Origin of the sequence: Sinisalibacter aestuarii (assembly GCF_027923545.1) — a bacterium.
GTDB lineage: Bacteria > Pseudomonadota > Alphaproteobacteria > Rhodobacterales > Rhodobacteraceae > Sinisalibacter > Sinisalibacter aestuarii.
Genome location: NZ_BROH01000001.1, coordinates 304,481 through 327,593, shown reverse-complemented (window position 1 = coordinate 327,593; position 23,113 = coordinate 304,481). Strand labels below are relative to the sequence as shown.

Genomic DNA, 23,113 nt, shown 5'->3' with positions numbered 1-23,113 from the left:
TCTTTCGCGCCCCGGATAAGGTGCGGCGAGATTCATGGAGGCAGCGTTTTGGCAGAAAAGATCCTGTTGACCGGTGGCGCCGGCTATATCGGCTCGCACACCTATTGCGAACTCGTGGCGGCGGGCTACGAGGTGGTTATCTTCGACAATTTTTCCAACTCCCGGCCCGATGTGCTCGAACGGCTGGAAGTGATCACCGGCGCGCCGGTCACCTGCTATACCGGCGACGTTCTGGACCGCGCGGCGCTCGACCGGGTCTTTTCCGAAAACGAGATTGCCGCCGTGATCCATTTCGCCGCGCTGAAAGCCGTGGGCGAGAGCGCCGAAAAACCGCTGGAATATATCCAGACGAACGTATCGGGCCTGATCACCATGCTTGATGCGATGCGCGCGGCCGATGTGTGGCGGCTGGTCTTCTCCTCCTCCGCCACGGTCTATGGCGAGGCCGAGATGCTGCCGATCCCGGAAGATGCGCCGCGCGGCTACACCAATACCTATGGCTTCACCAAGCTGGTCTGCGAGCAAACGCTGGAACAAATCGCCGCCTCCGACCCGCGCTGGGCCTTCGGCACGCTGCGCTACTTCAACCCGGCAGGCGCGCATGATACCGGGCTGATCGGCGAAGACCCGAACGACATCCCCAACAACCTGATGCCCTATATCGCCAAGGTCGCCACCGGCGAACTCGAAAAGCTCAGCGTGTTCGGCAACGATTACGACACGCCCGACGGCACCGGCGTGCGCGATTACATCCATGTGGTCGATCTTGCGCGCGGCCATGTGCAATCGGTGCGCGCGCTGATCGAAACCGGCACGAGCCATACGGTCAATCTTGGCACCGGCACCGGCTATTCGGTGCTCGACATGCTTCACGCCTATGAACGCGCCTGCGGCCACGATCTGGCTTACGTCATCGCGCCCCGGCGCGCGGGTGATGTGGGCTCGTGCTATGCCGATCCGGCGAAGGCCGCGCAGGTGCTCGGCTTTCAGGCCGAACGCGGGCTTGACGATATGTGCAGCACGAGCTGGAACTGGGTCTCGCGGCGGAAAAACACCTGAGGGGCTTTTCCCTCTCACGCGGGCACCCTAGTCTGGCGCGAACGAACATCCGGGGGATATCGTGGCTGGCGAAACGGTAACGCCGATGATGGCGCAGTATCTGGACATCAAGTCCGGCTACCCCGAAGCGCTGCTGTTCTACCGGATGGGCGATTTCTACGAGCTGTTCTTCGACGATGCGAAGGCAGCCGCGGAGGCGCTCGACATCGCGCTGACCAAACGCGGCAAGCATCTCGGCGAAGACATTCCGATGTGCGGCGTGCCGGTTCATGCCGCCGAGGGCTATTTGCTCACGCTGATCCGCAAGGGCTTTCGCGTTGCCGTCTGCGAGCAGATCGAGGACCCGGCGGAAGCCAGGAAGCGCGGCTCGAAATCGGTGGTGAAACGCGATGTGGTGCGCCTGGTCACCCCCGGCACGCTGACCGAGGAAAGCCTGCTCGACGCGCGCCGCCACAATTACCTTGCCGCCTATAACGCTGTGCGCGACGAGGCGGCGCTGGCCTGGGTCGATATCTCGACCGGCGCGTTCCGGGTGATGGAAACGACGCCCGCCCGCCTTGGGCCGGAGCTGGCCCGGCTTGCCCCGCGCGAAGTGGTGATGAGCGAGGCGGATGACACGGATTTGCACGGAATAGTGTCTGAATCCGGCGCGTCGAGCACGCCGCTTGGCCGGGCGGCCTTTGACTCGACCGCAGCCGAAGGGCGGCTGACCGCGCTTTATGGCGTGGGCACGCTCGATGCCTTTGGCGGCTTCAGCCGGGCCGAGCTGGGGGCGATGGGGGCGATCGTCGAATATCTCGACATCACCCAGAAAGGAAAGCTGCCGCTCCTGCGCCCGCCGGTGAAGGAAAGCGCGAGCCGGGCGATGCAGATCGACGCCGCCACCCGACGCAATCTGGAAATCACCCATTCGCTCTCCGGCCGCCGCGATGGCGCATTGCTGGCCACGATTGACCGGACGGTGACGGCGGGCGGCGGGCGGCTGCTCGAACGCCGGATCTCCAGCCCCTCGCGCGATCTGGAAACCGTAACGCAGCGGCTTGAAACGGTTGAATTTCTGCTGGAGCACGCGCGCTTGCGCGACGATCTGCGCCACAGTCTGCGCAAGACGCCGGATATCGACCGCGCCCTTTCGCGCCTGTCGCTTGAGCGGGGCGGCCCGCGCGATATGGCGGCCATTCGCGGCGGGCTGGACGCGGCGGGCGACATTTCGGCCCGGCTCAGCCCCTCTGGCGCGCCCGGTATTCTCCAGCAAGCCGCCGCCGCGCTGATCGGCCATGACGAATTGCTCGCCCTGCTTGACGAGGCATTGGTGGCCGAACCGCCCTTGCTCACCCGCGATGGCGGCTTCATCGCGGCGGGATATGATCCGGAACTGGACGAATCCCGCAAGCTTAGAGACGAAGGGCGCGGCGTTATCGCCGCCATGCAGGCCGATTTTGCCCGGCTCACCGGGATCCAGAGCCTCAAGATCAAGCACAACAACGTGCTGGGCTATTTCATCGAAACCACGGCAACGCACGCCGAAAAGATGCTCTCGCCTCCGCTCAGCGAAACCTTCATCCACCGCCAGACCACCGCCAATGCCGTGCGCTTCACGACAGTGGAACTGAGCGAGATGGAAACCAAGATCCTGAACGCCGGCAACCACGCGCTGGAGATCGAAAAGCGGCTGTTTGAAGAACTGCGCGCGGCAATTCTCGGCCGGGCCGGTCCGCTTGGCGACACGGCCCGGGGGCTGGCCGAGATCGACGTGGCCGCCGCCCTGGCGGAGATTGCCGCGACCGAGGATTGGTGCAAACCGAAGGTGGATGAGAGCCGTGCCTTCGAGGTGACCGGCGGACGGCATCCGGTTGTGGAAAAGGCGCTGCGCGCGCAGGGCGGCGAGCCGTTCATCGCCAATGATTGCGCGCTGGCCGATGGTTCGGACGGCGCCGATATCTGGCTGCTCACCGGCCCGAACATGGCTGGTAAGTCGACCTTTCTGCGCCAGAACGCACTCATCGCCCTGCTGGCGCAGGCTGGCAGCTATGTGCCCGCGCGGGCGGCACATATCGGCCTTGTCTCGCAGCTTTTCAGTCGCGTCGGTGCGTCGGACGATCTGGCCCGTGGCCGCTCGACCTTCATGGTCGAAATGGTCGAAACCGCCGCGATCTTGAACCAGGCCGATGACAACGCGCTGGTGATCCTCGATGAGATCGGGCGCGGCACCGCCACCTGGGACGGGCTTTCCATCGCCTGGGCGACGCTCGAACATCTGCATGAAGTAAACCGCTGCCGCGCCCTCTTCGCCACGCATTACCACGAGCTGACCCAGCTTGCGCAGGATCTGGAGGGCGTCGACAACGCCACCATCGCGGTGAAGGAATGGGAGGGCGAGGTGATCTTCCTGCATGAAGTCCGCAAGGGGGCGGCGGACCGCTCCTATGGCGTGCAGGTGGCAAAGCTCGCGGGCCTGCCCGCCTCGGTCGTGGAGCGCGCGCGTGTGGTGCTCGAAGCACTGGAAAAGGGCGAGCGGGAGGGCGGCACCGGAGCACGGGCGCTGATCGACGATCTGCCGCTGTTCTCGGCCACGCCCGCCATCGCCGCGGCGCCGAAGCCGGAACATTCCGCGCTGGATACCCGGCTCGCGGAAGTGCATCCCGATGAGCTTTCGCCCCGGGATGCCCTGAACCTGATTTACGAGCTGAAGGCGCTTGCGAAAGGCTGAGCCTTACGCCGGCGTCGAGGAAACGCCCACTTTCGCCGGCCGCAAGAGCCGGTCATGCAACATGAAGCCTTCATCCATCACCTGGATGATCTGGCCCGCCACCGTGCCGGGCACCGGCGCCTCGAACATCGCCTCGTGGATCTGCGGATCGAAATTCTCGCCCACCACGGGCGCGATCACCCGGATGCCGTGCTTTTCGAAGATGTTGCGCAGCTCGCGCATCGTCAGCTCGACGCCTTCGATCAGACCGGCGGCCTGACCGCGCAACTCGTCATTCACCGCCTCAATGGCGCGCTTCATGTTGTCGTAGACCGGCAACATATCGCGCGCGAGCTTCGAGCCGCCATATTGCTCGGCCTCGCGCCGGTCACGCTCGCTGCGTTTGCGCGAGTTCTCCGCATCGGCCAGCGCCCGCATGAATTTATCGCGGAATTCGTCGCGCTGGGCGGTCAGCTCCGCGATCTCGTCTTCGTCTGTCGCCGCGTCGAGGTCTTCCGTCATATCAACGGGTTCATTGTCGCTATCCAGAATCTCCTGAATCGCCGCCTCTACGTCGGAAAGGTCGTCCTGCATTTTCTTCGCGTCAGCCATCTCTCTACCCTTTGCCCCGGTCGGAAATCAGCTTCCCGACCAGTTGCGCCGTGTAATCCACGATCGGCACGATCCGCCCATAATTGAGGCGAGTCGGCCCGATCACACCCACGGCGCCGATGATCTTACGGTCAGCGTTCATATAGGGAGAAACCACCAGAGAGGAACCGGAAAGTGAAAAAAGCTTGTTCTCCGAGCCAATAAAAATGCGCACGCCTTCGGCGCTTTCGGCCAGTTCGAGAAAGTCGGCGATATCGCGCTTGCGTTCGAGGTCGTCGAACAGCGTTTTCACCCGGTCGAGGTCCACCGCCTCGGCCCCCGATGAGATCAGATTCGCCCGGCCTCGCACGATCAGGCGCTCGTGACGGCCCTCCTCGTCCATCCACAGCGCGATGCCGGTGTCGATCAGCTCCTGCGCCAGCCCGTCCAGCTCCTGACGGCGCGCGGCGATCTCGGTTTCGATCGCTTTGCGCAATTCACCGATGGTCTTGCCCTCGGCGATCGCGTTGAGAAAGTTTGCCGCCTCGCGCATCGACGCGGGCGTTTGCCCTGCGGGCGGATGAAACAGCCGGTTTTCCACGTGCCCATCGGAAAAGACGATAACCGCCAGCGCCCGCTCCGCGCCAAGCGGGACGAATTCGATATGGCTGATTGGCGCTTCCTCGTGCTTCGGCGTCAACACCAGACTCGCGCCCGCCGTGATACCCGACAGCGCGGCGCCCACGCGGTCCATCAGGGTGCCCATATCGGCACTGTTGGATTTTACCGTCGCGTCGATCTTGGCCCGGTCATCCGCGTTCAGATCGCTCACCTCAAGCAGCCCGTCGACAAAAAGCCGGAGCCCGGTTTGCGTCGGCACGCGCCCGGCGGAGACATGCGGGCTGTTCAGAAGCCCCATGAATTCGAGATCCTGCATCACGTTGCGCACCGTGGCGGGCGAAACCTTTTCGGTCATCGCCTCGGTCAGCGTGCGCGACCCGACAGGCTCGCCGGTTTCCAGATAAGCCTCGACCAGCCGGCGAAACACTTCGCGCGACCGTTCGTTCAGCTCGTCGATAATCGGGCTACCAGCCATGTGCCACTCGTCGCTACCCCGTTCAGGCTTGCCTTTTGGCAAAGGCCGTGAGACTCCACCGCAAAACGAAAAGGAAGGACTTCTCATGCGCCCATCCGGTCGAAAGATAGACGAAATGCGCCCGATTTCAATTGAGACCGGGGTGACCAAGCACGCCGAAGGCTCCTGCATGATCAAGGTGGGCGATACCCATGTGCTCTGCACCGCGACCATCGAAGAGCGGGTGCCGCCCTTCATGCGCAATTCCGGCCAGGGCTGGGTGACCGCCGAATACGGCATGTTGCCGCGTGCCACCAATACCAGGATGCGCCGCGAGGCGGCCGCCGGCAAACAGGGTGGGCGCACGGTTGAAATCCAGCGCCTGATCGGCCGCAGCCTGCGCGCAGGCGTCGACCGGCAGGCTTTGGGCGAACGTCAGATCACCGTCGATTGCGACGTGATCCAGGCCGATGGCGGCACCCGCTGCGCCTCGATCACCGGCGGCTGGGTGGCGCTGCGCCTTGCAGTGAACAAGCTGCTGAAAGCGGGCGATATCACCACCGATCCGCTGCTGGCCCCGGTCGCCGCGGTATCCTGCGGCATCTATGCCGGGCAGACCGTGCTCGATCTGGACTACCCGGAAGACAGCGAAGCAGGTGTGGACGGCAATTTCGTGATGACCGGCGCGGGCCGGTTGATCGAGGTGCAGATGTCGGCCGAGGGCGCGACCTTCACCCATGAACAGATGGCGCGGCTCATGGAGCTGGCCGATAAGGGTGTTTCGGAGCTGGTCGAAGCCCAGAAAGCAGCGGTGGCATGAGCCGCAGGTTCACCGGCGACAAGCTCGTGCTTGCCACGCATAACGCCGGAAAGGTGCGCGAGATCCGTGCGCTGCTGGAGCCTTTCGGCGTCGAGGTCATCTCGGCGGGCGATCTCGGCTTCGACGAACCGGAAGAAACCGAAGATACCTTCGCCGGCAATGCCCGGATCAAGGCGCATTACGCGGCGCAAAAGTCCGGCCTGCCCGCCCTGTCTGATGACAGCGGCATCATGGTCGATGCGCTGGACGGAGCGCCGGGCGTCTACACCGCCGACTGGGCCGAAACGCCGAACGGGCGCGATTTCGTCATGGCGATGACGAAGGTCTGGACCTTGCTTGAGGAAAAACACGCGCCCGAACCGCGCCGCGCCTCGTTCAACGCCACGCTCTGCCTCGCCTGGCCCGACGGGCATGACGAGATTTTCGAGGGCCGGGTATTTGGCCGGGTGGTCTGGCCGATGCGGGGTGAAAACGGCTTTGGCTTCGACCCGGTTTTCCTGCCCGACGGAAAGACGGAAACCTTCGGCGAGATGGACCCGGCGGAGAAACACGAGATGAGCCACCGCGCTGTGGCCTTTGCCAAATTCGTCGAGGGCTGCTTTGGCTGACGATTGGCGGCACGGCGGCTTTGGCCTCTACATCCATTGGCCCTTCTGTGCCGCCAAATGCCCCTATTGCGATTTCAACAGCCATGTAACCTCGCAGATCGACTTCGACCGCTGGCAAACCGCCTATCTCGCCGAACTGGACCGGACCGGCGCGGAAACCGCGGGCCGCGTACTCAATTCCGTCTATTTCGGCGGCGGCACCCCATCGCTCATGCCGCCCGGCCTTGTCGGCGCGATCCTTGAAAGACTGCCGGATCACTGGCGGCTGGCCAATGATCTGGAAATCACGCTGGAGGCGAACCCCTCGTCCGTCGAGGCCGAGCGCTTTGCCGGATATCGCGCGGCGGGGGTGAATCGCGTCTCGCTTGGCGTGCAGGCGCTCAACGATGCCGATCTGCGGGCGCTGGGGCGGCTGCATGACGTGGAACAGGCACTGCGCGCGCTGGACGTGGCGAAATCCACCTTCGAACGGGTGAATTTCGATCTGATCTATGCCCGCCAGCATCAGTCGCTCGCGGATTGGCAGGCCGAACTCGCCCGCGCCCTGGCCTTCGGCCCAGATCACCTCTCGCTCTACCAATTGACCATCGAAGACGGCACCGCCTTTGGCGACCGGTTCCGGCGCGGCAAGCTGCCCGGCCTGCCCGACGAGGATATCGCGGCCGATATGTATTTCGCCACGCAGGAGCTGTGCGAGGCTGCCGGGTTGCCCGCCTATGAAGTCTCTAATCATGCCAAACCCGGCCAGGAATCGCGGCACAACCTGATTTATTGGCGCGGCGGTGACTATCTGGGGATCGGCCCCGGCGCACATGGGCGGATCACCCACAACGGCACGCGCTACGCGACGGAAACCGAACTGTCGCCGGCCCGCTGGCTCGATCTCGTGGCGCAGAACGGCACCGGCGAGACCCTGCGCGATGCCCTCTCCCGCAAGGATCATGCCGGTGAGTATCTGATGATGAGCCTTCGCACCCTGGAGGGCACCGATCTTGCGCGGATCACCGCTCTCGGAGAGGAGATAAAACAAAGCAAAATCAATGAGTTGTGTGAAATCGGGCTACTTCTGAAAGACGGTCATATGCTGCGTGCGACTCATGAGGGCCGCGCGGTTCTGAACCAGATCATCGCGGCATTGCTGCCGGAGTGATCAGCCGCCAAGCTTGCGGCACAGATCGTCGAGCCCATCCAGCGTGGCATAGCGGATCGTCATACTCCCCGCCTCCTGCCCCGGCCTGTGGTCGATCGACACTTTCATGCCCAGCGCGGCGGAAAGATCGTGCTCCAGAGCGACGGTATCGGCATCCTTCTCCCGCGTTTTCGGCTGCGGTGTGGGCTTCTCGGCCTTTTTCGGCGCTTTTGCCAGCCGCTCGACCTCGCGTACCGAGAGCCCTCTGGCCACAACCTGCGCCGCCAGCGCCGACGGGTCTTCCGCCGTGATCAGCGCCCGGGCATGCCCGGCCGACAGCGCGCCCTTGCGCAGAAGGTCAAGCACATCCTCCGGCAAGTTCAGAAGCCGCAGCATGTTGGCGATATGCGGCCGGCTTTTTCCCAGCGCTTCGGCCAGCTTTTCCTGGGTATGACCAAACCGGTCCATCAGCTCGCGATACCCGGCAGCTTCTTCCACGGCATTCAGGTCGGCCCGCTGGATGTTTTCGATAATCGCGATTTCCAGCGCTTCGGTGTCGGTATAATCGCGGATCAGGGCGGGGACCGCATGAAGCTGCGCCATCTGCGCCGCCCGCCAGCGCCGTTCGCCCGCGACGATCTCATACACCCCGTCGCGACCCGTGCGGCGCAGGATGAGCGGCTGGATCACGCCCTTTTCACGGATCGAGGCCGCGAGATCCTCAAGCTGATCTTGCGTGAACTGCCGCCGCGGCTGATCGGGATTCGGCACGATCTGCTCAATGGCGATCATCTGGTCCGCCCGCCGCGCCGGTGCGCTGGCCTCGCCAGTAGGTTCTTCATGCGAGGTTTCGGCCACATCTGCCATCAGGGCCGAAAGCCCCCGGCCAAGCCCGCGTGTCGGTTTCTTGCTCATCTGCCTCTCCTCACCTGCGCGCGATCACTTCCTGGGCCAGCGCCGTATAGGCGATGCTGCCCTTGGAAAGCGGATCATAGTTCAAAACCGGCATTGCGAAAGACGGCGCCTCGCTCACGCGCACGTTGCGCGGAATCACCGTCTTGAAAACAATGTCGCCAAGGTTGTCGCGGGCATCCGCCTCGACCTGCTTTGAAAGGTTGTTGCGACTGTCATACATCGTCAGCGCCACACCCTCGATCCGCAAATCCGCATTCGCCGTCTGCCGCACCTCGCGGATCGTCAGCATGAGCTGCGACAGCCCCTCCAGCGCAAAAAACTCGCTTTGCAGCGGCACCAGCACCGAATGCGCGGCCACCATCGCGTTGACCGTCAGAAGGTTCAGCGAGGGCGGGCAGTCGATCAGGATGAAATCCAGCCCCAGATCGGCCACATCGGGTGCGCGCAAGGCGTCGTGCAGCAGATGAATACGCTTCTCGTTGGAGACCAGCTCGATATCCGCCGAGGAAAGATCGGTCGTCGCTGGCGCGATCCAGAGCCCGTCGATATCGGTTTCTTGTACTACATCATGTAGCGGCATCTCATCCAGCAACAAGTCATAGGTGCTGCGTTCCCGCGCCTTTGCCTCGATGCCAAGCCCGGTAGAGGCATTGCCCTGCGGATCGAGATCGACGAGCAAAACGTTCAGCCCCTCCGCAGCCATCGCCGCGCCAAGGTTGATCGTTGTCGTCGTCTTGCCGACGCCCCCCTTCTGGTTGGTGATCGCGATGATCTTTGGGCCATTCGGCCGGGCGGGGTCAGACACGGTGGATGTCTCCGATTGTCAGGATGGTTGCGTCGGGATCGGTCTTGCTCGGGTATGTATCCATTCGGAAGGACCAGGTTTCAAGGGATTCGGAAACTTCGCCACGATACCCTGCCCCTTTGAGAAAAATCGCCTCGCCGCCATCCCGCAAATGACGCCCGGCAAAACGCAAAAGATCGGGCAGCGGCGCCAGCGCCCGGGCCGAGATCACATCGGCACCCAGCGGCTCCACTTCTTCGATTCGCTTCGCGATCACCTCTGCCGAAATTCCGGTTTCGCGTACCACCGTGCGCAGAAACGTCGCTTTGCGCTGGTCGCTTTCGATACAGATAACCTTCAGTCCGGGCCGCAACTCCTGCGCCAGAATTGCAACGATCAAGCCGGGGAACCCGCCCCCTGTTCCAATATCGGCCCAGAGACGTGCACCCGGTGCGCCAAGCTCAAAAACCTGCGCGGAATCAAGGAAATGACGGGTCCACAGCGCGGAAATCGTGGATTTCGCCACGAGATTGATCGCGGGATTCCACTTTTCCAGAAGCGCCGCATAGATCTCGAGCCGATCCGTTGTTTCACGTGAAACACTCAGCGCCGCCTCGAAGGCAGCCCGCCCGCTCATGCGGATTTGGCCCTGTCGGCCTGACGCAGCTTCGCCAGGATCAAGGTCAGCGCTGCCGGCGTGATCCCCTCGATTCGCCCGGCCTGAGCAATGGTCTCTGGCCGCGCGCGGCTGAGCTTCGTCACGATTTCATTGGTCAGCCCATCCAGCGCCGCATAGTTGAAATTCGCCGGAATCCGCTGGGCCTCATCCCGCTGCAACGCTTCGACCTCTTTTTTCTGCCGTGCAATGTAATTGGCATAGAGTGCGTCCTTGGCGATCTGCGCCCGGATGTCCGGCGCCACGCCGGAAAGCGACGGCTCGGCCTGCGCAACCTGATCGAAGGTTACCCCGGCAATCGACAAAAGCTCGTAGCCCGTGCGCCGGCTGCCATCCTCCGAGACCTTTGCGCCAGCAGCGCGCGCTGCTTTCGGCGTAAAGCTGATGGCCTCAAGCGCGGCCCTGGCCGACCCGAGCGCCTCCATCTTCCGCTCAAACGCCACACGCCGCCGCTCGGAAACAGCGCCCAGCGCCATCGCCATCGGGGTCAGCCGCTGATCGGCATTGTCAGCCCGAAGCGACAGGCGGAATTCGGCGCGGGAGGTGAACATGCGGTAAGGCTCCGTCACCCCCCGGGTAACCAGATCGTCGATCATCACTCCGATATAGGACTCGACCCGGCTGAAGATCACCGGCTCACGGCCCTGCGCCTTCAGCGCCGCGTTAAAGCCGGCCACCACGCCCTGCGCCGCCGCCTCTTCATAGCCCGTCGTGCCGTTGATCTGCCCGGCCAGAAACAGCCCCGGCACATCCCGCAGCTCCAGCGTGCCGCTCAGCGCGCGCGGATCGACGTAATCATATTCAATCGCATAGCCCGGCTGCAGAATGCGCACCTCTTCCAGCCCCCGGATCGAGTGCACGTAGCGCTCCTGCACATCCACCGGCAGCGAGGTCGAAATCCCGTTCGGATAGACCGTATCGTCCTCCAGCCCTTCTGGTTCGAGGAAAATCTGGTGCGACGATTTATCGGCAAACCGCACCACCTTATCTTCGATGGAGGGGCAATAACGCGGCCCGACGCCCTCGATATGACCGCCATACATCGCCGACTTGTCGAGGTTTTCCTGAATGATTTCGTGGGTTTCGGGATTTGTATGGGTAATCCCGCAGGCCACCTGCCGGACGAAAGGCCGGGTGTTCATGAAGGAAAACACTTCCGGGTCATCATCACCGGGCTGTTCTTCGAGGATATCCCAGTTGATCGTCTTGCCGTCGAGCCGCGGTGGCGTGCCGGTTTTGAGCCGGCCCAGCGGCAGGCCGAAAGCGCCGATCTGCTCGGCCAGGGGAACCGACGCGCGGTCGCCCATCCGGCCGGCTTCGCGCCGCTCATCACCGATATGGATCACGCCGCGCAGGAATGTGCCGGTGGTCAACACCACGGCGCCGGATGTCAGCTCGCTGCCATCGCCCAGCTTCACCCCCGCGACGCTATCGCCGACCATCCGAAGCTCGATAACCTCGCCCTCTACCAATGTGAGGTTTTCGGCCCCCGCCACCTCTTCGGCCATCGCCATGCGATACAGCTTGCGGTCAGCTTGCGCCCGTGGGCCTTGCACGGCGGGCCCCTTGCTCCGGTTCAGCAACCGAAACTGGATGCCGGCCTTGTCGGCCACACGGCCCATCGCACCATCCAGCGCGTCGATTTCCCGCACCAGATGGCCCTTGCCCAAGCCACCGATGGCCGGGTTGCAGGACATGACACCAAGGTCGCCGGCGCGCAGCGTCACCAGGGCGGTGCGCGCGCCTAGCCGCGCCGAGGCCAGCGCCGCATCAGCGCCGGCATGGCCCCCGCCGACCACGATCACATCGAACTGCGAATGTTTCACGTGAAACACGCTCCTCTCAGCGCCTATTTTCCAAGGCAGAAACTGGCGAAAATCTCGTCCAGGATGTTCTCAACATCGACACGCCCGACCAGAGAATCAAGCGCCCGAACCGCCGACCTTAGCTCTTCCGCTGCCAACTCAGCCCGATCCGGCCCACCCGATACCTCGATTCGGGCATTTTCCAAAGCCTCGCTCGCGCGGATAATCGCCAGACGATGCCGCTCACGGATCGCCGTTCCCGCATGGGCGGCACGCGCCGACAGCACTTTTTGAATGCGCGATACCAGCTCATCGAGGCCCGCGCCGGTTCTGCCCGATACCGCGAACCCTTGCCGGCCAAGATCGGCCTTGCCCTGCACCACGATATCGTCCGGCCCCGGTTCCATCCCATAGGGTGCTTCGCCATCGCTGAGCAGAAACACCCGCAGATCGGCGGCCCCGGCCCGCTCAACCGCGCGCTTGATGCCGATGCCTTCGACAAGGTCATCCGTCGCACGCAGCCCGGCCGTATCGAGCACGGTTACCGGCAGCCCGCCAAGGTCCATCCGCACCTCGATCACATCGCGCGTGGTGCCCGCCATCTCAGAGGTGATCGCGGCTTCACGCCCGGCAAGCGCGTTGAGCAAGGTGGATTTGCCCGCATTCGGAGGTCCGACAATGGCCACTTCGAACCCGTCACGGATGCGCTCGGCGATACCGACGCCATCGCGCTCTGTGGCCAGGCTTTGCTGCACCCGGTCGATCAGCGCCGTCACTTCCGGCGATACATCCACCGGCACCTCTTCATCGGCAAAATCAATCGTCGCTTCCAGCAGCGCGGCGGCCCGGATCAGATCGCGCCGCCATTCATCGGCCTTTTTGCCCAGCGCGCCGGAGAGCACGCGCTGCGCCTGCATACGTTGTGCTTCGGTCTCGGCGTCGATCAGATCGGCAAGGCCCTCGACCTGGGCGAGATCGAGCCGTCCATTCTCCAGCGCCCGGCGGGTGAATTCTCCCGGTTCCGCGAGCCGGAGCCCGGCAATCTCGCCAAGTCGCCGCAGAAGCGCATCGGTAACGGCCGTTGAGCCATGCACCTGGAATTCAACCACCGCCTCGCCCGTGAAACTGTGGCCTTCGCCGAACACAAGCACCAGCGCTTCATCAAGCACTTCGCCAGATGCATCTACCAGCGTTCGAAGCCCGCGCGACCCGGGCAGAGACCCGCACAGGGCAATACCGGCATCCAGAGCCAGCGGCCCGGATACCCGGATAACGGCCACGCCCGCACGACCACGGGCGGATGCCAGCGCGAAAACCGTGTCCATATCCAAACCTTTGATTTGGTTAGGTATTTTATGCGTTCATCGAGTCGAAGAACTCGGTGTTGTTCTTGGTCTGCTTGAGCTTGGAAATCAGGAACTCGATCGCATCGGTGGTGCCCATCGGGTTCAGGATCCGGCGCAGCACATAGGTTTTTTGCAGATCCTTCGGATCGACAAGAAGCTCTTCCTTCCTTGTGCCGGATTTGAGGATATCCATCGCCGGGAAGATCCGCTTGTCGGAAACTTTCCGGTCAAGCACGATTTCCGAGTTCCCGGTGCCCTTGAATTCTTCGAAGATCACCTCGTCCATCCGGCTGCCGGTGTCGATCAGCGCGGTGGCGATGATGGTCAGCGAGCCGCCCTCTTCGATGTTCCGGGCGGCACCGAAGAACCGCTTCGGCCGTTGCAGCGCGTTGGCGTCGACACCGCCGGTCAGCACCTTGCCGGAGGACGGCACAACGGTGTTGAAGGCGCGGCCAAGACGGGTGATGGAATCGAGCAGGATCACCACGTCGCGCTTGTGCTCAACGAGCCGCTTGGCCTTTTCGATCACCATTTCGGCCACGGCCACGTGCCGGGTGGCGGGTTCATCGAAGGTCGAGGCGACAACTTCGCCTTTCACCGACCGCTTCATATCGGTCACCTCTTCGGGCCGCTCGTCGATCAGCAGAACGATCAGGTAGCATTCCGGATGGTTAACCGAGATCGAATGGGCGATGTTTTGCAAAAGCACCGTCTTACCCGTCCGCGGCGGCGCCACGATCAGCGAACGCTGGCCTTTGCCGATCGGTGCCACCAGGTCGATGATCCGGGCCGAACGGTCTTTCGTCGCCGGATCGTCGGTTTCCATCTTCAGCCGTTCATCGGGATGAAGCGGCGTCAGGTTGTCGAAGGCTACCTTATGGCGTGCCGTCTCGGGATCGGTGAAATTGATCTTTTCGACCGCGGTGATCGCGAAATAGTTCTCGTTTTCGCCGGGCGCCGAAATCGCGCCTTCGACCGTGTCGCCGGTGCGCAGCGAGTACTTCCGGATCATCTCGGGCGACATGTAGATATCGTCGGGGCCGGGCAGATAGTTCGCTTCCGGCGAGCGCAGGAAGCCGAACCCGTCCTGCAGGACTTCAAGCACGCCTTCGCCGCCGATCTCCCAGCCCTCTTCCGCCCGTTCCTTGAGGATCGAGAACATCATCTCGCCCTTGCGCATCGTCGAGGCGTTTTCGATCTCAAGCTCTTCGGCCAGCGCAAGCAGATCCTTGGGGCTTTGTGCCTTGAGTTCGGAAAGATTCAATCGGTCGGTCATGATTGCACCCGTTGACGGCGCCGGAGGCGCGGTCCTGTCTGGTCGTGGGAAACAGCCTGGGCCGGACGGCCCGCTTGCCGCGCTAGATAGAGCCGCGTGGGGGCGGAGTCAATCTCGCTCAGAATTTCATGATGACCGAGAAGACGATGATCAGCATCAGGATCGTTGGAAACTCGTTCATGATCCGGTAGCGCCGGCCCGGCAGCGTATTCGTCCCGTTTACGAAATCCTTGCGCCGCACCGCAAGCCACATGTGAAACCACGTCATCAGGATAACCGAGAGCCCCTTCGCCCAGGGCCAGATCAGCGACCAGTCGATGATCCCCGGGGTGAAGACCAGCGCGAGGCCGAAAATCCATGTTGCGATCAGCGAGGGATTCATGATCGCTTTCAGGAGCAGACGTTCCTGCCTTTGAAACAGCAGATCCATCTCGCTGCCGCGTTCCACCCCGCGCTTTTCATAGCCTTCGACGTGATACACGTAGAGCCGCGGCAGGTAGAAGATCCCGGCCATCCAGGTGATAACGGAGATCACATGCAGTGACTTGGTCCAAAAATATATGTCGGCCAGGAACCCTGACATGATCTTTCCTTTCCTTGCCCAGCGGGGACGGACCCTTCTTAAATAAAGAAAAGAAGAAAGAAAGAGATGATGTATTTGTAGGGCCTGTGCGTGTCGGGGATTACCGGATGGTTCACAGGATATCCTCAGTCTGACGAGCTTGTGGATAAGGTCTGCAGAGGCTGGGGAATCATATAATTTATCAATATTTATCAGGTGGTTATCTAATTTTATAGAAGGGAAAACCTGTTGGAAAAGCAAGATGCTCCACGTGGCGTCTGAAACCGTCGCCTGAAACTCCACATGTGGACTTTTCTCTTACGGCCAGCCCGGTATCATGCCGGATGTTCCACCACTGCCCGCGAGGCCGAAACAGCGCCCAGGCGATCCCGCGGAACACACCGGAAAAATCCACAGGTCTGTTCACATGTCCAAACGCTTCATCCTCGCATCAGGCTCTCAGATCCGCGCGGCGCTGCTGCGCAACGCGGGGCTGGAGATCGAGGTGATCCCGGCGCGGATCGACGAAGACGCGATCCGCGTTTCGCTCGAAGCCGAGGAGGCAACGCCGCGCGACGTTGCCGATGCCCTTGCCGAATACAAGGCCCGCCGCGTTTCCAACGCAAACCCGGAGGCTATTGTTCTGGGCTGCGATCAGGTGGCGGAGCTGGCCGGCGATATCCTGTCAAAACCGCAATCGGAAGGTGAGGCACGCGATCAGCTTGCCGCTCTCTCCGGCCAGACCCATCGGTTGCTCTCGGCTGCGGTGATCTATGAACACGGCGAGCCGGTCTGGCGGCATGTCGGTGTGGTGCGTCTGACGATGCGCGATCTGTCTGCCGGGTACATTGACGATTACGTCGCCCGCAACTGGGACAGTATTCGTCACGCCGTCGGCGCATATAAGCTGGAAGAAGAAGGCGTGCGCCTGTTCTCGCTCATCGACGGCGATTACTTCCATGTTCTGGGTTTGCCGCTGACCGAGCTCCTGTCATACCTGATCGTGAAAGGTCACGTTCGAATATGACAAGCACACCGATCCCCCTTGCCGGCGTCGTTCAGTCCGCCGATCACCAGAGCGCCGTTACCGCCATCTACGATCATTGGCTGTCCGCCAGCGGGCTGCCCGGCCGATATGTTCCGCTGACAATCAGTGCCGACGATCTGGGTGAGGTCATCCGCGTGCTGCCCCGCGCGGGCTTCGTCGGGCTCAACATCACCCGTCCGTTCCAGCGCCTCGTACTCGACCATGCCGATATCATTACCGACCGGGCGGCGCTGATGTCGGGCGCGAATACCATCATCTTCCGCAAGGACGGCAAGATTCACGCCGATAACACCGATGGGTACGGTTTTATCGAAAACATCCGCCAGGGGGCGCAGGGATGGAACCCGAAATCCGGCCCGGCGGCGGTGTTCGGAGCGGGCCGGGCCGCGCGCGAGGTTGTGGCGGCGCTGCTTGAAGTGGGCGTCGAGGAGATCCGGATCGCCAACCGCACCCGCCCCCGCGCCGAGGCGCTGCGCGCCGAGTTCGGCACGCGGATCGTGGTCACCGATTGGGTGAAGGGCGGCAATATCGTGGAAGGCGCGATGACCATCGTGAACGCCACCCCGCTCGGCTCGCCCGGGCAGCAGGATTTCCGTGTGCCGCTGGACGGGCTGACGCGCGGCGCAGTGGTGAGCGATCTGGCCATTGCGCCGGAAATCACGCGCCTGATGCGCGTTGCGATGCAGATGGGCTGCTATCCGGTCGACGGGATCGGCATGGTGCTTTATCAGGCCGCGCCCGCCTTTGAGCGTTGGTATGGGCGCCGGCCGGAGGTCGATCAAACCGCGCGCGCCGTGGCGACCGGGGCATATTCTTCGTGACGCGCCCCTTCGTCATCGGCCTGACCGGCTCAATCGGCATGGGCAAGACGACAACGGCGAACATGTTCGCCGAAGAAGGCGTGCCGGTCTGGGATGCGGATGCGGCGGTTCACCGGCTCTATGCCCAAGGTGGTGCAGCCGTTGCGCCGCTCGCGGCGGTCTGCCCGGAGGCCATCGTCAACGGAGCGGTGGACCGCGCTGCGCTTAAGGCGTGGATGGCGCGTGACGCCACCGCTTTGAGCCGGATCGAGGCTATTGTACATCCTTTGGTGGCTCAGGATCGTGCAGCGTTTCTGGCCGGGTTAGAGACGGATATTGCCCTTGTCGACGTGCCGCTCCTGTTTGAGACCGGGGCTGAAAAGACCGTCGATGCCATTGTCGTCGTGTCCGCCGCGGAAGAGCTTCAGCGGCAACGGGTGATCGAGCGGGGCACGATGGACCCGGAAACCTTCGAGGCGATCCGGGCCAAACAGATGCCCGATGCCGAAAAACGCGCCCGCGCCGATTACGTGATCGAGAGTGTTACCCTTGAAGCCGCCCGCGCGGGCGTGCAGTCTGTGCTGGCAGATATCCGAAAGAGGCTGGCCCATGCGTGAGATCGTGCTCGACACGGAAACCACCGGATTCGATCCCAAGACGGGCGACCGTATGGTCGAGATCGGCGGTGTCGAGCTGATCAACCACATGCCGACGGGCCGGACCTATCATCAATACATCAATCCCAAGCGCGATATGCCGCAATCGGCCTTCGAAGTGCATGGGTTGTCGGAAGAATTTCTGCGCGACTTTCCGGTGTTTCAGGATATCGCCCGGGATTTTCTCGATTTCATCGGCGATGCGGCGCTGGTGATCCATAACGCGAAGTTCGACGTGCCCTTTCTCAATGCCGAGCTTGGCTGGTGCAATCTGCCCGCCATTCCCATGGTGCGCGCGATCGACACACTGGATATCGCCCGAAAGAAATTCCCCGGTTCGCCCGCTTCGCTGGACGCGCTTTGCCGCCGCTTCGGGATCGACAATTCGCACCGCACCCTGCACGGCGCGCTGCTCGACAGTGAAATCCTGGCCGAAGTCTATCTGGAGCTGATCGGCGGCCGCCAGCCCGACCTGGTGCTTGCGCCGACGCGGCAATCCACGCCCAGTGGCGGGACGGATACGACCGAATGGCGGCCGCGCGCCCGGCCCGCGCCGCTGGCGCCGCGGATCACGCAAGAAGAGGCCGCCGCCCATACGGCCTTTGTCGAGGCGATGGGCGACGGCGCGCTTTGGAAAAAGCTGAACGCTTAGTTCGTCGGGGCGGCGGCCTGCTCGGCGGCGGTGCGGCGCGCGAGCTCCTGCCGGTAGAGCGACACGAAATCCACCGAGTCGAGGTTCACCGGCGGGAAACCACCGTCGCGCGTCACATCCGAGACGATGCGGCGCACGAAGGGGAACAGCATCCGGGGGCATTCGATCAGCAGAAAGGGGTGAAGCTGGGCTTCGGGGATATTCTCGATATGGAAGATCCCGGCATAGTCGAGCTCCAGCAGGAACAGCGGCTCTGCCGTGCCGGCATTCTGCGACTGGACCTTGAACTTGGTCACCACCTCATACTGGTTCTCGGTGCTGCGCTTTTTCGCATCCAGCGCAACCTCCACCTTCAGCTCGGGTTTGACCTCACCTTTCGCGCCCTTCTGCGCGAGGATGTTTTCAAACGACATATCGCGGATGAATTGGCCCAGCACCTGCATCTTGACCTGCGGCTGCTCCGCTGCGGCTTCTGGGGTAGTGGCTTCGTCGGCCATGTTTGTCTCCTGGTTCACGGACTCGCATCGTCCTTAACAGGTCAGGCTGCCCGCCTCAACGCCGTGGTCGTCAGTGTTTTGTCCAGCCGGAAGGGCCGCGCGGCGGCTGGTGCGTCGGGCGTTTGTCGGGCGTGACTTCTTCGAACTCGCCGTCGATCACGTCGCCGCGCTCTTCGCGGAACGGATCGGCATAGCGGGTATCGGTCTGCTGCCCCATCGTGAAACTCTGAACTTTCACCCGCTGGCTCAGCTTGCGAAACACCCAGGCGCGCACTGGCGGAAGCAGCAGGGCAAAGCCCAGCGCATCGGTGAAAAACCCCGGCGTAAGCAGAAGGGCGCCGGAAAAGAGGATCATCGCACCATGGGCCAGCGGCTCGGTCGGATCGTTCAGGGCGCTGAAGGAGCGCCGGAGACTGTCAAGCGCCATGGCGCCCTGCCGACGCACCATCCAGGAGCCGAGCACGGCTGTGCCGAGCACGATTGCCAGCGTCCAGCCAAGCCCGATCGCACCGCCGACCTGGATGAAAAGAGCGATTTCGATCAGCGGAATCGCGATGAAGAGCAAAAGAAGCGGCATGACAACCTCTTGAGACGGGTCCGGCGAGGTAGACTTGACCCCACCGCTTGCCTACATATGTGCCGTCCACGCCCGTTTTCAAACGGCGCCCGCGAAAGAGGTATATATGTCATCCCCGATCATTCAGCTGCTGGTGCTCGCCGCCATCGCGATTTTCCTCATCCTGCGCCTGCGCGACGTGCTGGGCACGCGGGAGGGGTTTGAAAAACCGGTGGTGACCCGCCAGGCCGGCGAACGGGATGCGCGCCGCAACAGGTTCGAAGTAATCGAAGGCGGCCCGGATGCCGATATTACCGATCACGTCGACGAAGGCAGTTCCGCCGCCGCCGCCCTTGCCGCGATGAAGGCGGCTGAGCCTTCGTTCAACGTGGGCGAATTCCTCGGCGGCGCGCGCGGTGCCTACGAGATGATCCTTATGGCCTTCGAGGCGGGCGACATGGCGAAGATCCGGCCGTTCCTGTCGGATGACGTTTACGAGAGCTTTGCCTCCGTGGTCGAAGCGCGCAATGCGCAGGGCCTGACCATCGACGCCGAATTCGTCGGCATGCGCGAGCTGAAGCTTGTGGATGCCGAGTTTGACACGACCACCCGCGAAGGCGAAATCACGGTACGCTTCATCGGCGAGTTGACCTCGGTGGTGCGCGACAAATCGGGTGAGATCGTCGAGGGCAATCCCAAGGAAGTGAAGCGCCAGAAAGACAGCTGGACGTTTGCCCGCATCATGGGGTCGGACAACCCGAACTGGCAGCTCGTCGCCACGGGCGAGTGACATGCGCGGCCTCGTGGCTTTGGTGCTCGCGGGGCTGCTGGCTGCGGCCAGCCCCGCCGCAGCCGGGCTTGACGAAGCCGATGTCACGATCCTTGCCTTCGATGAGCTTGATGGCTGGGAAGAGGACGATCATGCCGCCGCGCTTGAGGTGTTTCTGGAAACCTGCCGGATCCTCGACGATGCCCAGTGGCGCCCGATCTGCAATCTCGCCCAGGCCCATAGCGGCCCGGCGAAACAGTTCTTTGAGCTTTTCTTCCGCCCGGTCCTGATCGAAGACAGCGCAGTGCCGCTGTTCACCGCCTATTACGAGCCCGAAATCCTTGGCGCGCGCCGCCCGACGGCGCGGTTCAATATCCCCGTCTACCGCAAGCCGCCGGAACTGTCTTCGGGCGCGCTCTGGTTCACACGGGAAGAGATCGAAACGGGCGGCATCCTCAACGGGCGCGGACTGGAAATCGCCTGGGTGGAAGACCCCGTGGAATTGCAGTTTTTGCAGATCCAGGGTTCGGGCCGTATCCGGCTGCGCGACGGGTCGGCGATCCGGCTGGGCTATGCGGGATCGAATGGTCATCGCTACCGCTCGCTTGGCGACGAGCTTGTGCGGCGGGGCATCTACTCGCCGCACCAGGTTTCGGCGCCGGTGATCCGTGCCTGGGTGCGGCGCAATCCGCAGGAAGGCGCCGATCTGTTGCTGCACAACCCGTCATACGTGTTCTTTCGCGAAGTCGGGCATGTGCCGGCGGATCGCGGGCCGCTCGGCGCGATGAACCGCTCGATCACCGCGCATCGCACGCTGGCGGTCGATCCCGAATATACCCCCCTCGGCGCGCCGGTCTGGCTGGAGAAAGACGGTGCGGAACCGTTCAACCGGCTGATGATCGCACAGGATACCGGCTCGCGGATCAAGGGGGCGCAGCGGGCCGATATCTTTTTCGGCACCGGCGACGAGGCCGGGCGGCTGGCGGGGCAGATCCGCGATCCGGGCCGCATGGTTACCCTGCTGCCGATCCAGCAGGCCTATGCGCTGAAGCCGGAGGGTTGAGCCATGCCCCGCCGCAAACCACGCAACCTTCGCCCGGAGGAGGCGGAGCTGTGGAAGAAGGTGATTGAAAAGGCGGACCCGCTGCATCCGAAGCGCCTGCCGGGCGTGGAAACATCGGTGCTTGCGCAGCCGAAATCGCCAAAGGTTCCGGTGCCGCGGTTTCGGCTTGGAGAAACCGCCAAACCGGCCCCGCCGTTGCATGATCTGGCGCCGGGCATCTCCGATCACCTGGCGAACCAGCCGCTCTCGATGGACCGAAAGCGGTTCACCAAGCTGAAAAAGGGGCGGATTACGCCCGATGCGCGGATCGACCTGCACGGGCTGACCATCGCCCAGGCCCATCCGGCGCTGACCGGCTTCATTCTCGATGCGGTGGCGCAGGGGCACCGGCTGGTTCTGGTGATCACCGGCAAGGGAAAATCGAAGCCCGACCACGGACCGATACCGGAGCGCCACGGCGTGTTGCGCCACCAGGTGCCGCATTGGCTGCACACGCCGCCGCTGAAGCCGCATATCCTGCAAGTCGCCGAGGCGCATATCCGCCATGGCGGTCAGGGCGCCTACTACGTCTACCTGCGCCGCGCGCGTTAGAACGGAACGGCGCCCACCTGCATGTGGTCGGCATCGTCCACCGCGATGATCGCATCGGGAAACTCGTCGCGCACGGCGCGGATGCCGCTGTCAAAGCTGCCGGTGAAGGTTTGCATATTGCCGATGATCTTGAGGAAGGCGGGTGAGGTGATCGCCGTCGAGTGGTTGAGCACGCCTTTTGAATACTCGGTCACGTCGATCACATTCACGTCGAGGTCCGACAACTCGCCATCGAGCTGCAGGGCGCCAACGCGGTCGTTGCCGTAGATTTCGTTGGCCGCGAATTCCAGCACCCGGTCGCGCTTCGACGAGAAGATCACGAAGGGTTTCGGCAGCGCTCCGATCCGGCGCACCTGCGAACGGAACACGTCGATGTCGATATCGGGCGAGACGAGGATCACCCCGCCGATCCGCGACCGAAGCCCGGCATTGCCGCCAATCGCGATCTCGCGCAGCGATTCCATGATCAGCATAGAGCCCATCGAATGGCCGACGATCAGCACGCGCTCGGCCCCCGCCGCGATCACGCTGCGCAACATCGCCTCGAACCCGTCGCGGGCATAGAGCATCGAATCGCGGTCATAGCCGTAGCGCAGAAGCTTCTCGGCGCTGGGCCAGGAATAATGCACCGGCACATCGTCGAGGCCGACATCGGTGTAGAATTGTGCGAAGCGGAACAGCCCGTCTTCATAGCCGGTATTGTAGCCATGAACGAAGACCACCGCGTTGCGCCGGCCTGCCGGGCGGCTGAGGAGCTGGGCCTTGAGCTGGCTGCGGAAGGTGGATTCCGAGGGGAAAATCTCGTTGTTGATCGTGGCGAAATGCTTGCGCGGATTGGCGCCGAGGCGTGGCAGGTTAACCGTGCCCGCCTTGCGGTTCGGCGGCACGCTCACATCGTAGCGGCCAAAGGCCAGCCCCTCGCCCCGGGCGGAGCCGAGCGAACCATCCTCCTTCACGTTGCGGCTTGAGACCACGAGGATCGGCACCACGGTGCTGCCCGCGCGGTTGACCTCGTCGATAGACACCATGCGCGCGCGCCCGGCGCAGGCCGAGAGGGCAAGCGTGGAGGTGAGGGTGAGAAATACGCGACGATCCATGTGAGTCACTGCCCGATGTTTTTTCGCAGCGCTACGCCTGAATCCGCCC

General features: G+C 63.1%; 24 protein-coding genes. 12 read left to right on the top strand and 12 right to left on the bottom strand.

Going from position 1 to position 23,113, the window contains the following annotated elements; all coding sequences use genetic code 11:
- The first annotated feature begins 48 nt into the window (after window positions 1-48).
- Together galE and mutS are read left to right on the top strand one after the other, a co-directional pair.
- Window positions 49-1,059, top strand: coding sequence for a UDP-glucose 4-epimerase GalE (galE, locus tag QMG28_RS01680; RefSeq protein WP_281840429.1), 1,011 nt, complete (start codon window positions 49-51; stop codon window positions 1,057-1,059).
- Window positions 1,060-1,144: 85 nt separating this feature from the next.
- Window positions 1,145-3,769, top strand: a complete 2,625-nt coding sequence (gene mutS / locus QMG28_RS01675; RefSeq protein ID WP_281841041.1) for a DNA mismatch repair protein MutS — start codon at window positions 1,145-1,147, stop codon at window positions 3,767-3,769.
- A gap of 3 nt (window positions 3,770-3,772) precedes the next feature.
- Here the strand turns inward: mutS and QMG28_RS01670 are convergent, their stop codons facing one another.
- Together QMG28_RS01670 and hrcA are read right to left on the bottom strand one after the other, a co-directional pair.
- On the bottom strand, window positions 3,773-4,360 hold the full coding sequence (locus tag QMG28_RS01670) for a nucleotide exchange factor GrpE (RefSeq protein WP_281840428.1): 588 nt from the start codon (window positions 4,358-4,360) through the stop codon (window positions 3,773-3,775).
- Window positions 4,361-4,364: 4 nt separating this feature from the next.
- Window positions 4,365-5,435, bottom strand: coding sequence for a heat-inducible transcriptional repressor HrcA (hrcA, locus tag QMG28_RS01665; protein WP_281840427.1), 1,071 nt, complete (start codon window positions 5,433-5,435; stop codon window positions 4,365-4,367).
- An 85-nt stretch (window positions 5,436-5,520) separates the two neighbouring features.
- On the opposite strand from hrcA, the gene rph reads away from it, so the two are divergent.
- From rph to hemW, 3 genes are read left to right on the top strand one after another with little or no spacing between them, the layout of a single operon-like run.
- The gene (rph, locus tag QMG28_RS01660; protein ID WP_281840426.1) at window positions 5,521-6,234 is read left to right on the top strand and encodes a ribonuclease PH; all 714 of its coding nucleotides are present in this window, start codon (window positions 5,521-5,523) and stop codon (window positions 6,232-6,234) included.
- A complete protein-coding gene (gene rdgB, locus QMG28_RS01655) occupies window positions 6,231-6,842 on the top strand; it encodes an RdgB/HAM1 family non-canonical purine NTP pyrophosphatase (RefSeq protein ID WP_281840425.1) in 612 nt (203 codons plus the stop codon). The genes rph and rdgB overlap by 4 nt, the downstream gene beginning before the upstream one ends.
- Window positions 6,835-7,992 carry a radical SAM family heme chaperone HemW gene (gene hemW, locus QMG28_RS01650; protein ID WP_281840424.1) on the top strand — a complete coding sequence of 386 codons (1,158 nt, stop codon included), beginning with the start codon at window positions 6,835-6,837 and terminating at the stop codon, window positions 7,990-7,992. Before rdgB ends, hemW begins: the two co-directional genes overlap by 8 nt.
- On the opposite strand, the gene QMG28_RS01645 is transcribed toward hemW, so the two are convergent.
- From QMG28_RS01645 to QMG28_RS01615, 7 genes are all read right to left on the bottom strand, one after another.
- A complete protein-coding gene (locus QMG28_RS01645) occupies window positions 7,993-8,886 on the bottom strand; it encodes a ParB/RepB/Spo0J family partition protein (RefSeq protein ID WP_281840423.1) in 894 nt (297 codons plus the stop codon).
- 10 nt (window positions 8,887-8,896) lie between these two features.
- A complete protein-coding gene (locus QMG28_RS01640; RefSeq protein WP_281840422.1) occupies window positions 8,897-9,691 on the bottom strand; it encodes a ParA family protein in 795 nt (264 codons plus the stop codon).
- Window positions 9,684-10,307: a 16S rRNA (guanine(527)-N(7))-methyltransferase RsmG gene (gene rsmG, locus QMG28_RS01635; protein WP_281840420.1), complete on the bottom strand. Its 624-nt coding sequence runs from the start codon at window positions 10,305-10,307 to the stop codon at window positions 9,684-9,686. The genes QMG28_RS01640 and rsmG overlap by 8 nt, the downstream gene beginning before the upstream one ends.
- Window positions 10,304-12,172 carry a tRNA uridine-5-carboxymethylaminomethyl(34) synthesis enzyme MnmG gene (gene mnmG / locus QMG28_RS01630; protein WP_281840419.1) on the bottom strand — a complete coding sequence of 623 codons (1,869 nt, stop codon included), beginning with the start codon at window positions 12,170-12,172 and terminating at the stop codon, window positions 10,304-10,306. Before mnmG ends, rsmG begins: the two co-directional genes overlap by 4 nt.
- 23 nt (window positions 12,173-12,195) lie before the next feature.
- The gene (gene mnmE, locus QMG28_RS01625) at window positions 12,196-13,476 is read right to left on the bottom strand and encodes a tRNA uridine-5-carboxymethylaminomethyl(34) synthesis GTPase MnmE (RefSeq protein WP_281840418.1); all 1,281 of its coding nucleotides are present in this window, start codon (window positions 13,474-13,476) and stop codon (window positions 12,196-12,198) included.
- Between the two features lie 28 nt (window positions 13,477-13,504).
- The gene (gene rho / locus QMG28_RS01620; RefSeq protein WP_281840417.1) at window positions 13,505-14,773 is read right to left on the bottom strand and encodes a transcription termination factor Rho; all 1,269 of its coding nucleotides are present in this window, start codon (window positions 14,771-14,773) and stop codon (window positions 13,505-13,507) included.
- Window positions 14,774-14,891: 118 nt separating this feature from the next.
- Window positions 14,892-15,356, bottom strand: coding sequence for a CopD family protein (locus tag QMG28_RS01615; RefSeq protein WP_281840416.1), 465 nt, complete (start codon window positions 15,354-15,356; stop codon window positions 14,892-14,894).
- A 406-nt stretch (window positions 15,357-15,762) separates the two neighbouring features.
- Between QMG28_RS01615 and QMG28_RS01610 the strand changes: the two genes are divergently transcribed.
- From QMG28_RS01610 to dnaQ, 4 genes are read left to right on the top strand one after another with little or no spacing between them, the layout of a single operon-like run.
- Window positions 15,763-16,362, top strand: a complete 600-nt coding sequence (locus QMG28_RS01610) for a Maf family protein (RefSeq protein WP_281840415.1) — start codon at window positions 15,763-15,765, stop codon at window positions 16,360-16,362.
- Window positions 16,359-17,204, top strand: coding sequence for a shikimate dehydrogenase family protein (locus tag QMG28_RS01605; RefSeq protein ID WP_281840414.1), 846 nt, complete (start codon window positions 16,359-16,361; stop codon window positions 17,202-17,204). Before QMG28_RS01610 ends, QMG28_RS01605 begins: the two co-directional genes overlap by 4 nt.
- Window positions 17,201-17,800: a dephospho-CoA kinase gene (coaE, locus tag QMG28_RS01600; RefSeq protein WP_281840413.1), complete on the top strand. Its 600-nt coding sequence runs from the start codon at window positions 17,201-17,203 to the stop codon at window positions 17,798-17,800. Before QMG28_RS01605 ends, coaE begins: the two co-directional genes overlap by 4 nt.
- Window positions 17,793-18,491 carry a DNA polymerase III subunit epsilon gene (gene dnaQ / locus QMG28_RS01595; RefSeq protein ID WP_281840412.1) on the top strand — a complete coding sequence of 233 codons (699 nt, stop codon included), beginning with the start codon at window positions 17,793-17,795 and terminating at the stop codon, window positions 18,489-18,491. The genes coaE and dnaQ overlap by 8 nt, the downstream gene beginning before the upstream one ends.
- On the opposite strand, the gene secB is transcribed toward dnaQ, so the two are convergent.
- Window positions 18,488-18,988, bottom strand: coding sequence for a protein-export chaperone SecB (secB, locus tag QMG28_RS01590; protein WP_281840411.1), 501 nt, complete (start codon window positions 18,986-18,988; stop codon window positions 18,488-18,490). The genes dnaQ and secB overlap by 4 nt on opposite strands.
- A gap of 70 nt (window positions 18,989-19,058) precedes the next feature.
- Complete coding sequence (locus QMG28_RS01585; RefSeq protein ID WP_281840410.1) at window positions 19,059-19,565, bottom strand: FxsA family protein; 507 nt, start codon at window positions 19,563-19,565, stop codon at window positions 19,059-19,061.
- Between the two features lie 106 nt (window positions 19,566-19,671).
- On the opposite strand from QMG28_RS01585, the gene QMG28_RS01580 reads away from it, so the two are divergent.
- Genes QMG28_RS01580 through QMG28_RS01570 form a run of 3 tightly spaced genes read left to right on the top strand, consistent with a single transcriptional unit; the run spans window position 19,672 to window position 21,967 of the window.
- Window positions 19,672-20,334: a Tim44/TimA family putative adaptor protein gene (locus QMG28_RS01580; protein ID WP_281840409.1), complete on the top strand. Its 663-nt coding sequence runs from the start codon at window positions 19,672-19,674 to the stop codon at window positions 20,332-20,334.
- 1 nt (window position 20,335) lies between these two features.
- The gene (gene mltA / locus QMG28_RS01575; RefSeq protein WP_281840408.1) at window positions 20,336-21,376 is read left to right on the top strand and encodes a murein transglycosylase A; all 1,041 of its coding nucleotides are present in this window, start codon (window positions 20,336-20,338) and stop codon (window positions 21,374-21,376) included.
- A gap of 3 nt (window positions 21,377-21,379) precedes the next feature.
- Window positions 21,380-21,967, top strand: coding sequence for a Smr/MutS family protein (locus tag QMG28_RS01570; protein ID WP_281840407.1), 588 nt, complete (start codon window positions 21,380-21,382; stop codon window positions 21,965-21,967).
- On the opposite strand, the gene QMG28_RS01565 is transcribed toward QMG28_RS01570, so the two are convergent.
- Window positions 21,964-23,064, bottom strand: a complete 1,101-nt coding sequence (locus QMG28_RS01565; protein ID WP_281840406.1) for an alpha/beta hydrolase — start codon at window positions 23,062-23,064, stop codon at window positions 21,964-21,966. The two genes, QMG28_RS01570 and QMG28_RS01565, sit on opposite strands and share 4 nt — an antisense overlap.
- Window positions 23,065-23,113 lie beyond the last annotated feature (49 nt).

Bases quoted from the DNA above. Each gene is read 5' to 3' on its own strand.
- mutS (WP_281841041.1), top strand. From the start codon at position 1,145: ATGATGGCGCAGTATCTGGACATCAAGTCCGGCTACCCCGAAGCGCTG.
- QMG28_RS01670 (WP_281840428.1), bottom strand. From the start codon at position 4,360: ATGGCTGACGCGAAGAAAATGCAGGACGACCTTTCCGACGTAGAGGCG.
- hrcA (WP_281840427.1), bottom strand. From the start codon at position 5,435: ATGGCTGGTAGCCCGATTATCGACGAGCTGAACGAACGGTCGCGCGAA.
- rph (WP_281840426.1), top strand. From the start codon at position 5,521: ATGCGCCCATCCGGTCGAAAGATAGACGAAATGCGCCCGATTTCAATT.
- rdgB (WP_281840425.1), top strand. From the start codon at position 6,231: ATGAGCCGCAGGTTCACCGGCGACAAGCTCGTGCTTGCCACGCATAAC.
- QMG28_RS01645 (WP_281840423.1), bottom strand. From the start codon at position 8,886: ATGAGCAAGAAACCGACACGCGGGCTTGGCCGGGGGCTTTCGGCCCTG.
- rsmG (WP_281840420.1), bottom strand. From the start codon at position 10,307: ATGAGCGGGCGGGCTGCCTTCGAGGCGGCGCTGAGTGTTTCACGTGAA.
- mnmE (WP_281840418.1), bottom strand. From the start codon at position 13,476: ATGGACACGGTTTTCGCGCTGGCATCCGCCCGTGGTCGTGCGGGCGTG.
- rho (WP_281840417.1), bottom strand. From the start codon at position 14,773: ATGACCGACCGATTGAATCTTTCCGAACTCAAGGCACAAAGCCCCAAG.
- QMG28_RS01615 (WP_281840416.1), bottom strand. From the start codon at position 15,356: ATGTCAGGGTTCCTGGCCGACATATATTTTTGGACCAAGTCACTGCAT.
- QMG28_RS01610 (WP_281840415.1), top strand. From the start codon at position 15,763: ATGTCCAAACGCTTCATCCTCGCATCAGGCTCTCAGATCCGCGCGGCG.
- QMG28_RS01605 (WP_281840414.1), top strand. From the start codon at position 16,359: ATGACAAGCACACCGATCCCCCTTGCCGGCGTCGTTCAGTCCGCCGAT.
- dnaQ (WP_281840412.1), top strand. From the start codon at position 17,793: ATGCGTGAGATCGTGCTCGACACGGAAACCACCGGATTCGATCCCAAG.
- secB (WP_281840411.1), bottom strand. From the start codon at position 18,988: ATGGCCGACGAAGCCACTACCCCAGAAGCCGCAGCGGAGCAGCCGCAG.
- QMG28_RS01585 (WP_281840410.1), bottom strand. From the start codon at position 19,565: ATGCCGCTTCTTTTGCTCTTCATCGCGATTCCGCTGATCGAAATCGCT.
- QMG28_RS01580 (WP_281840409.1), top strand. From the start codon at position 19,672: ATGTCATCCCCGATCATTCAGCTGCTGGTGCTCGCCGCCATCGCGATT.
- mltA (WP_281840408.1), top strand. From the start codon at position 20,336: ATGCGCGGCCTCGTGGCTTTGGTGCTCGCGGGGCTGCTGGCTGCGGCC.
- QMG28_RS01570 (WP_281840407.1), top strand. From the start codon at position 21,380: ATGCCCCGCCGCAAACCACGCAACCTTCGCCCGGAGGAGGCGGAGCTG.
- QMG28_RS01565 (WP_281840406.1), bottom strand. From the start codon at position 23,064: ATGGATCGTCGCGTATTTCTCACCCTCACCTCCACGCTTGCCCTCTCG.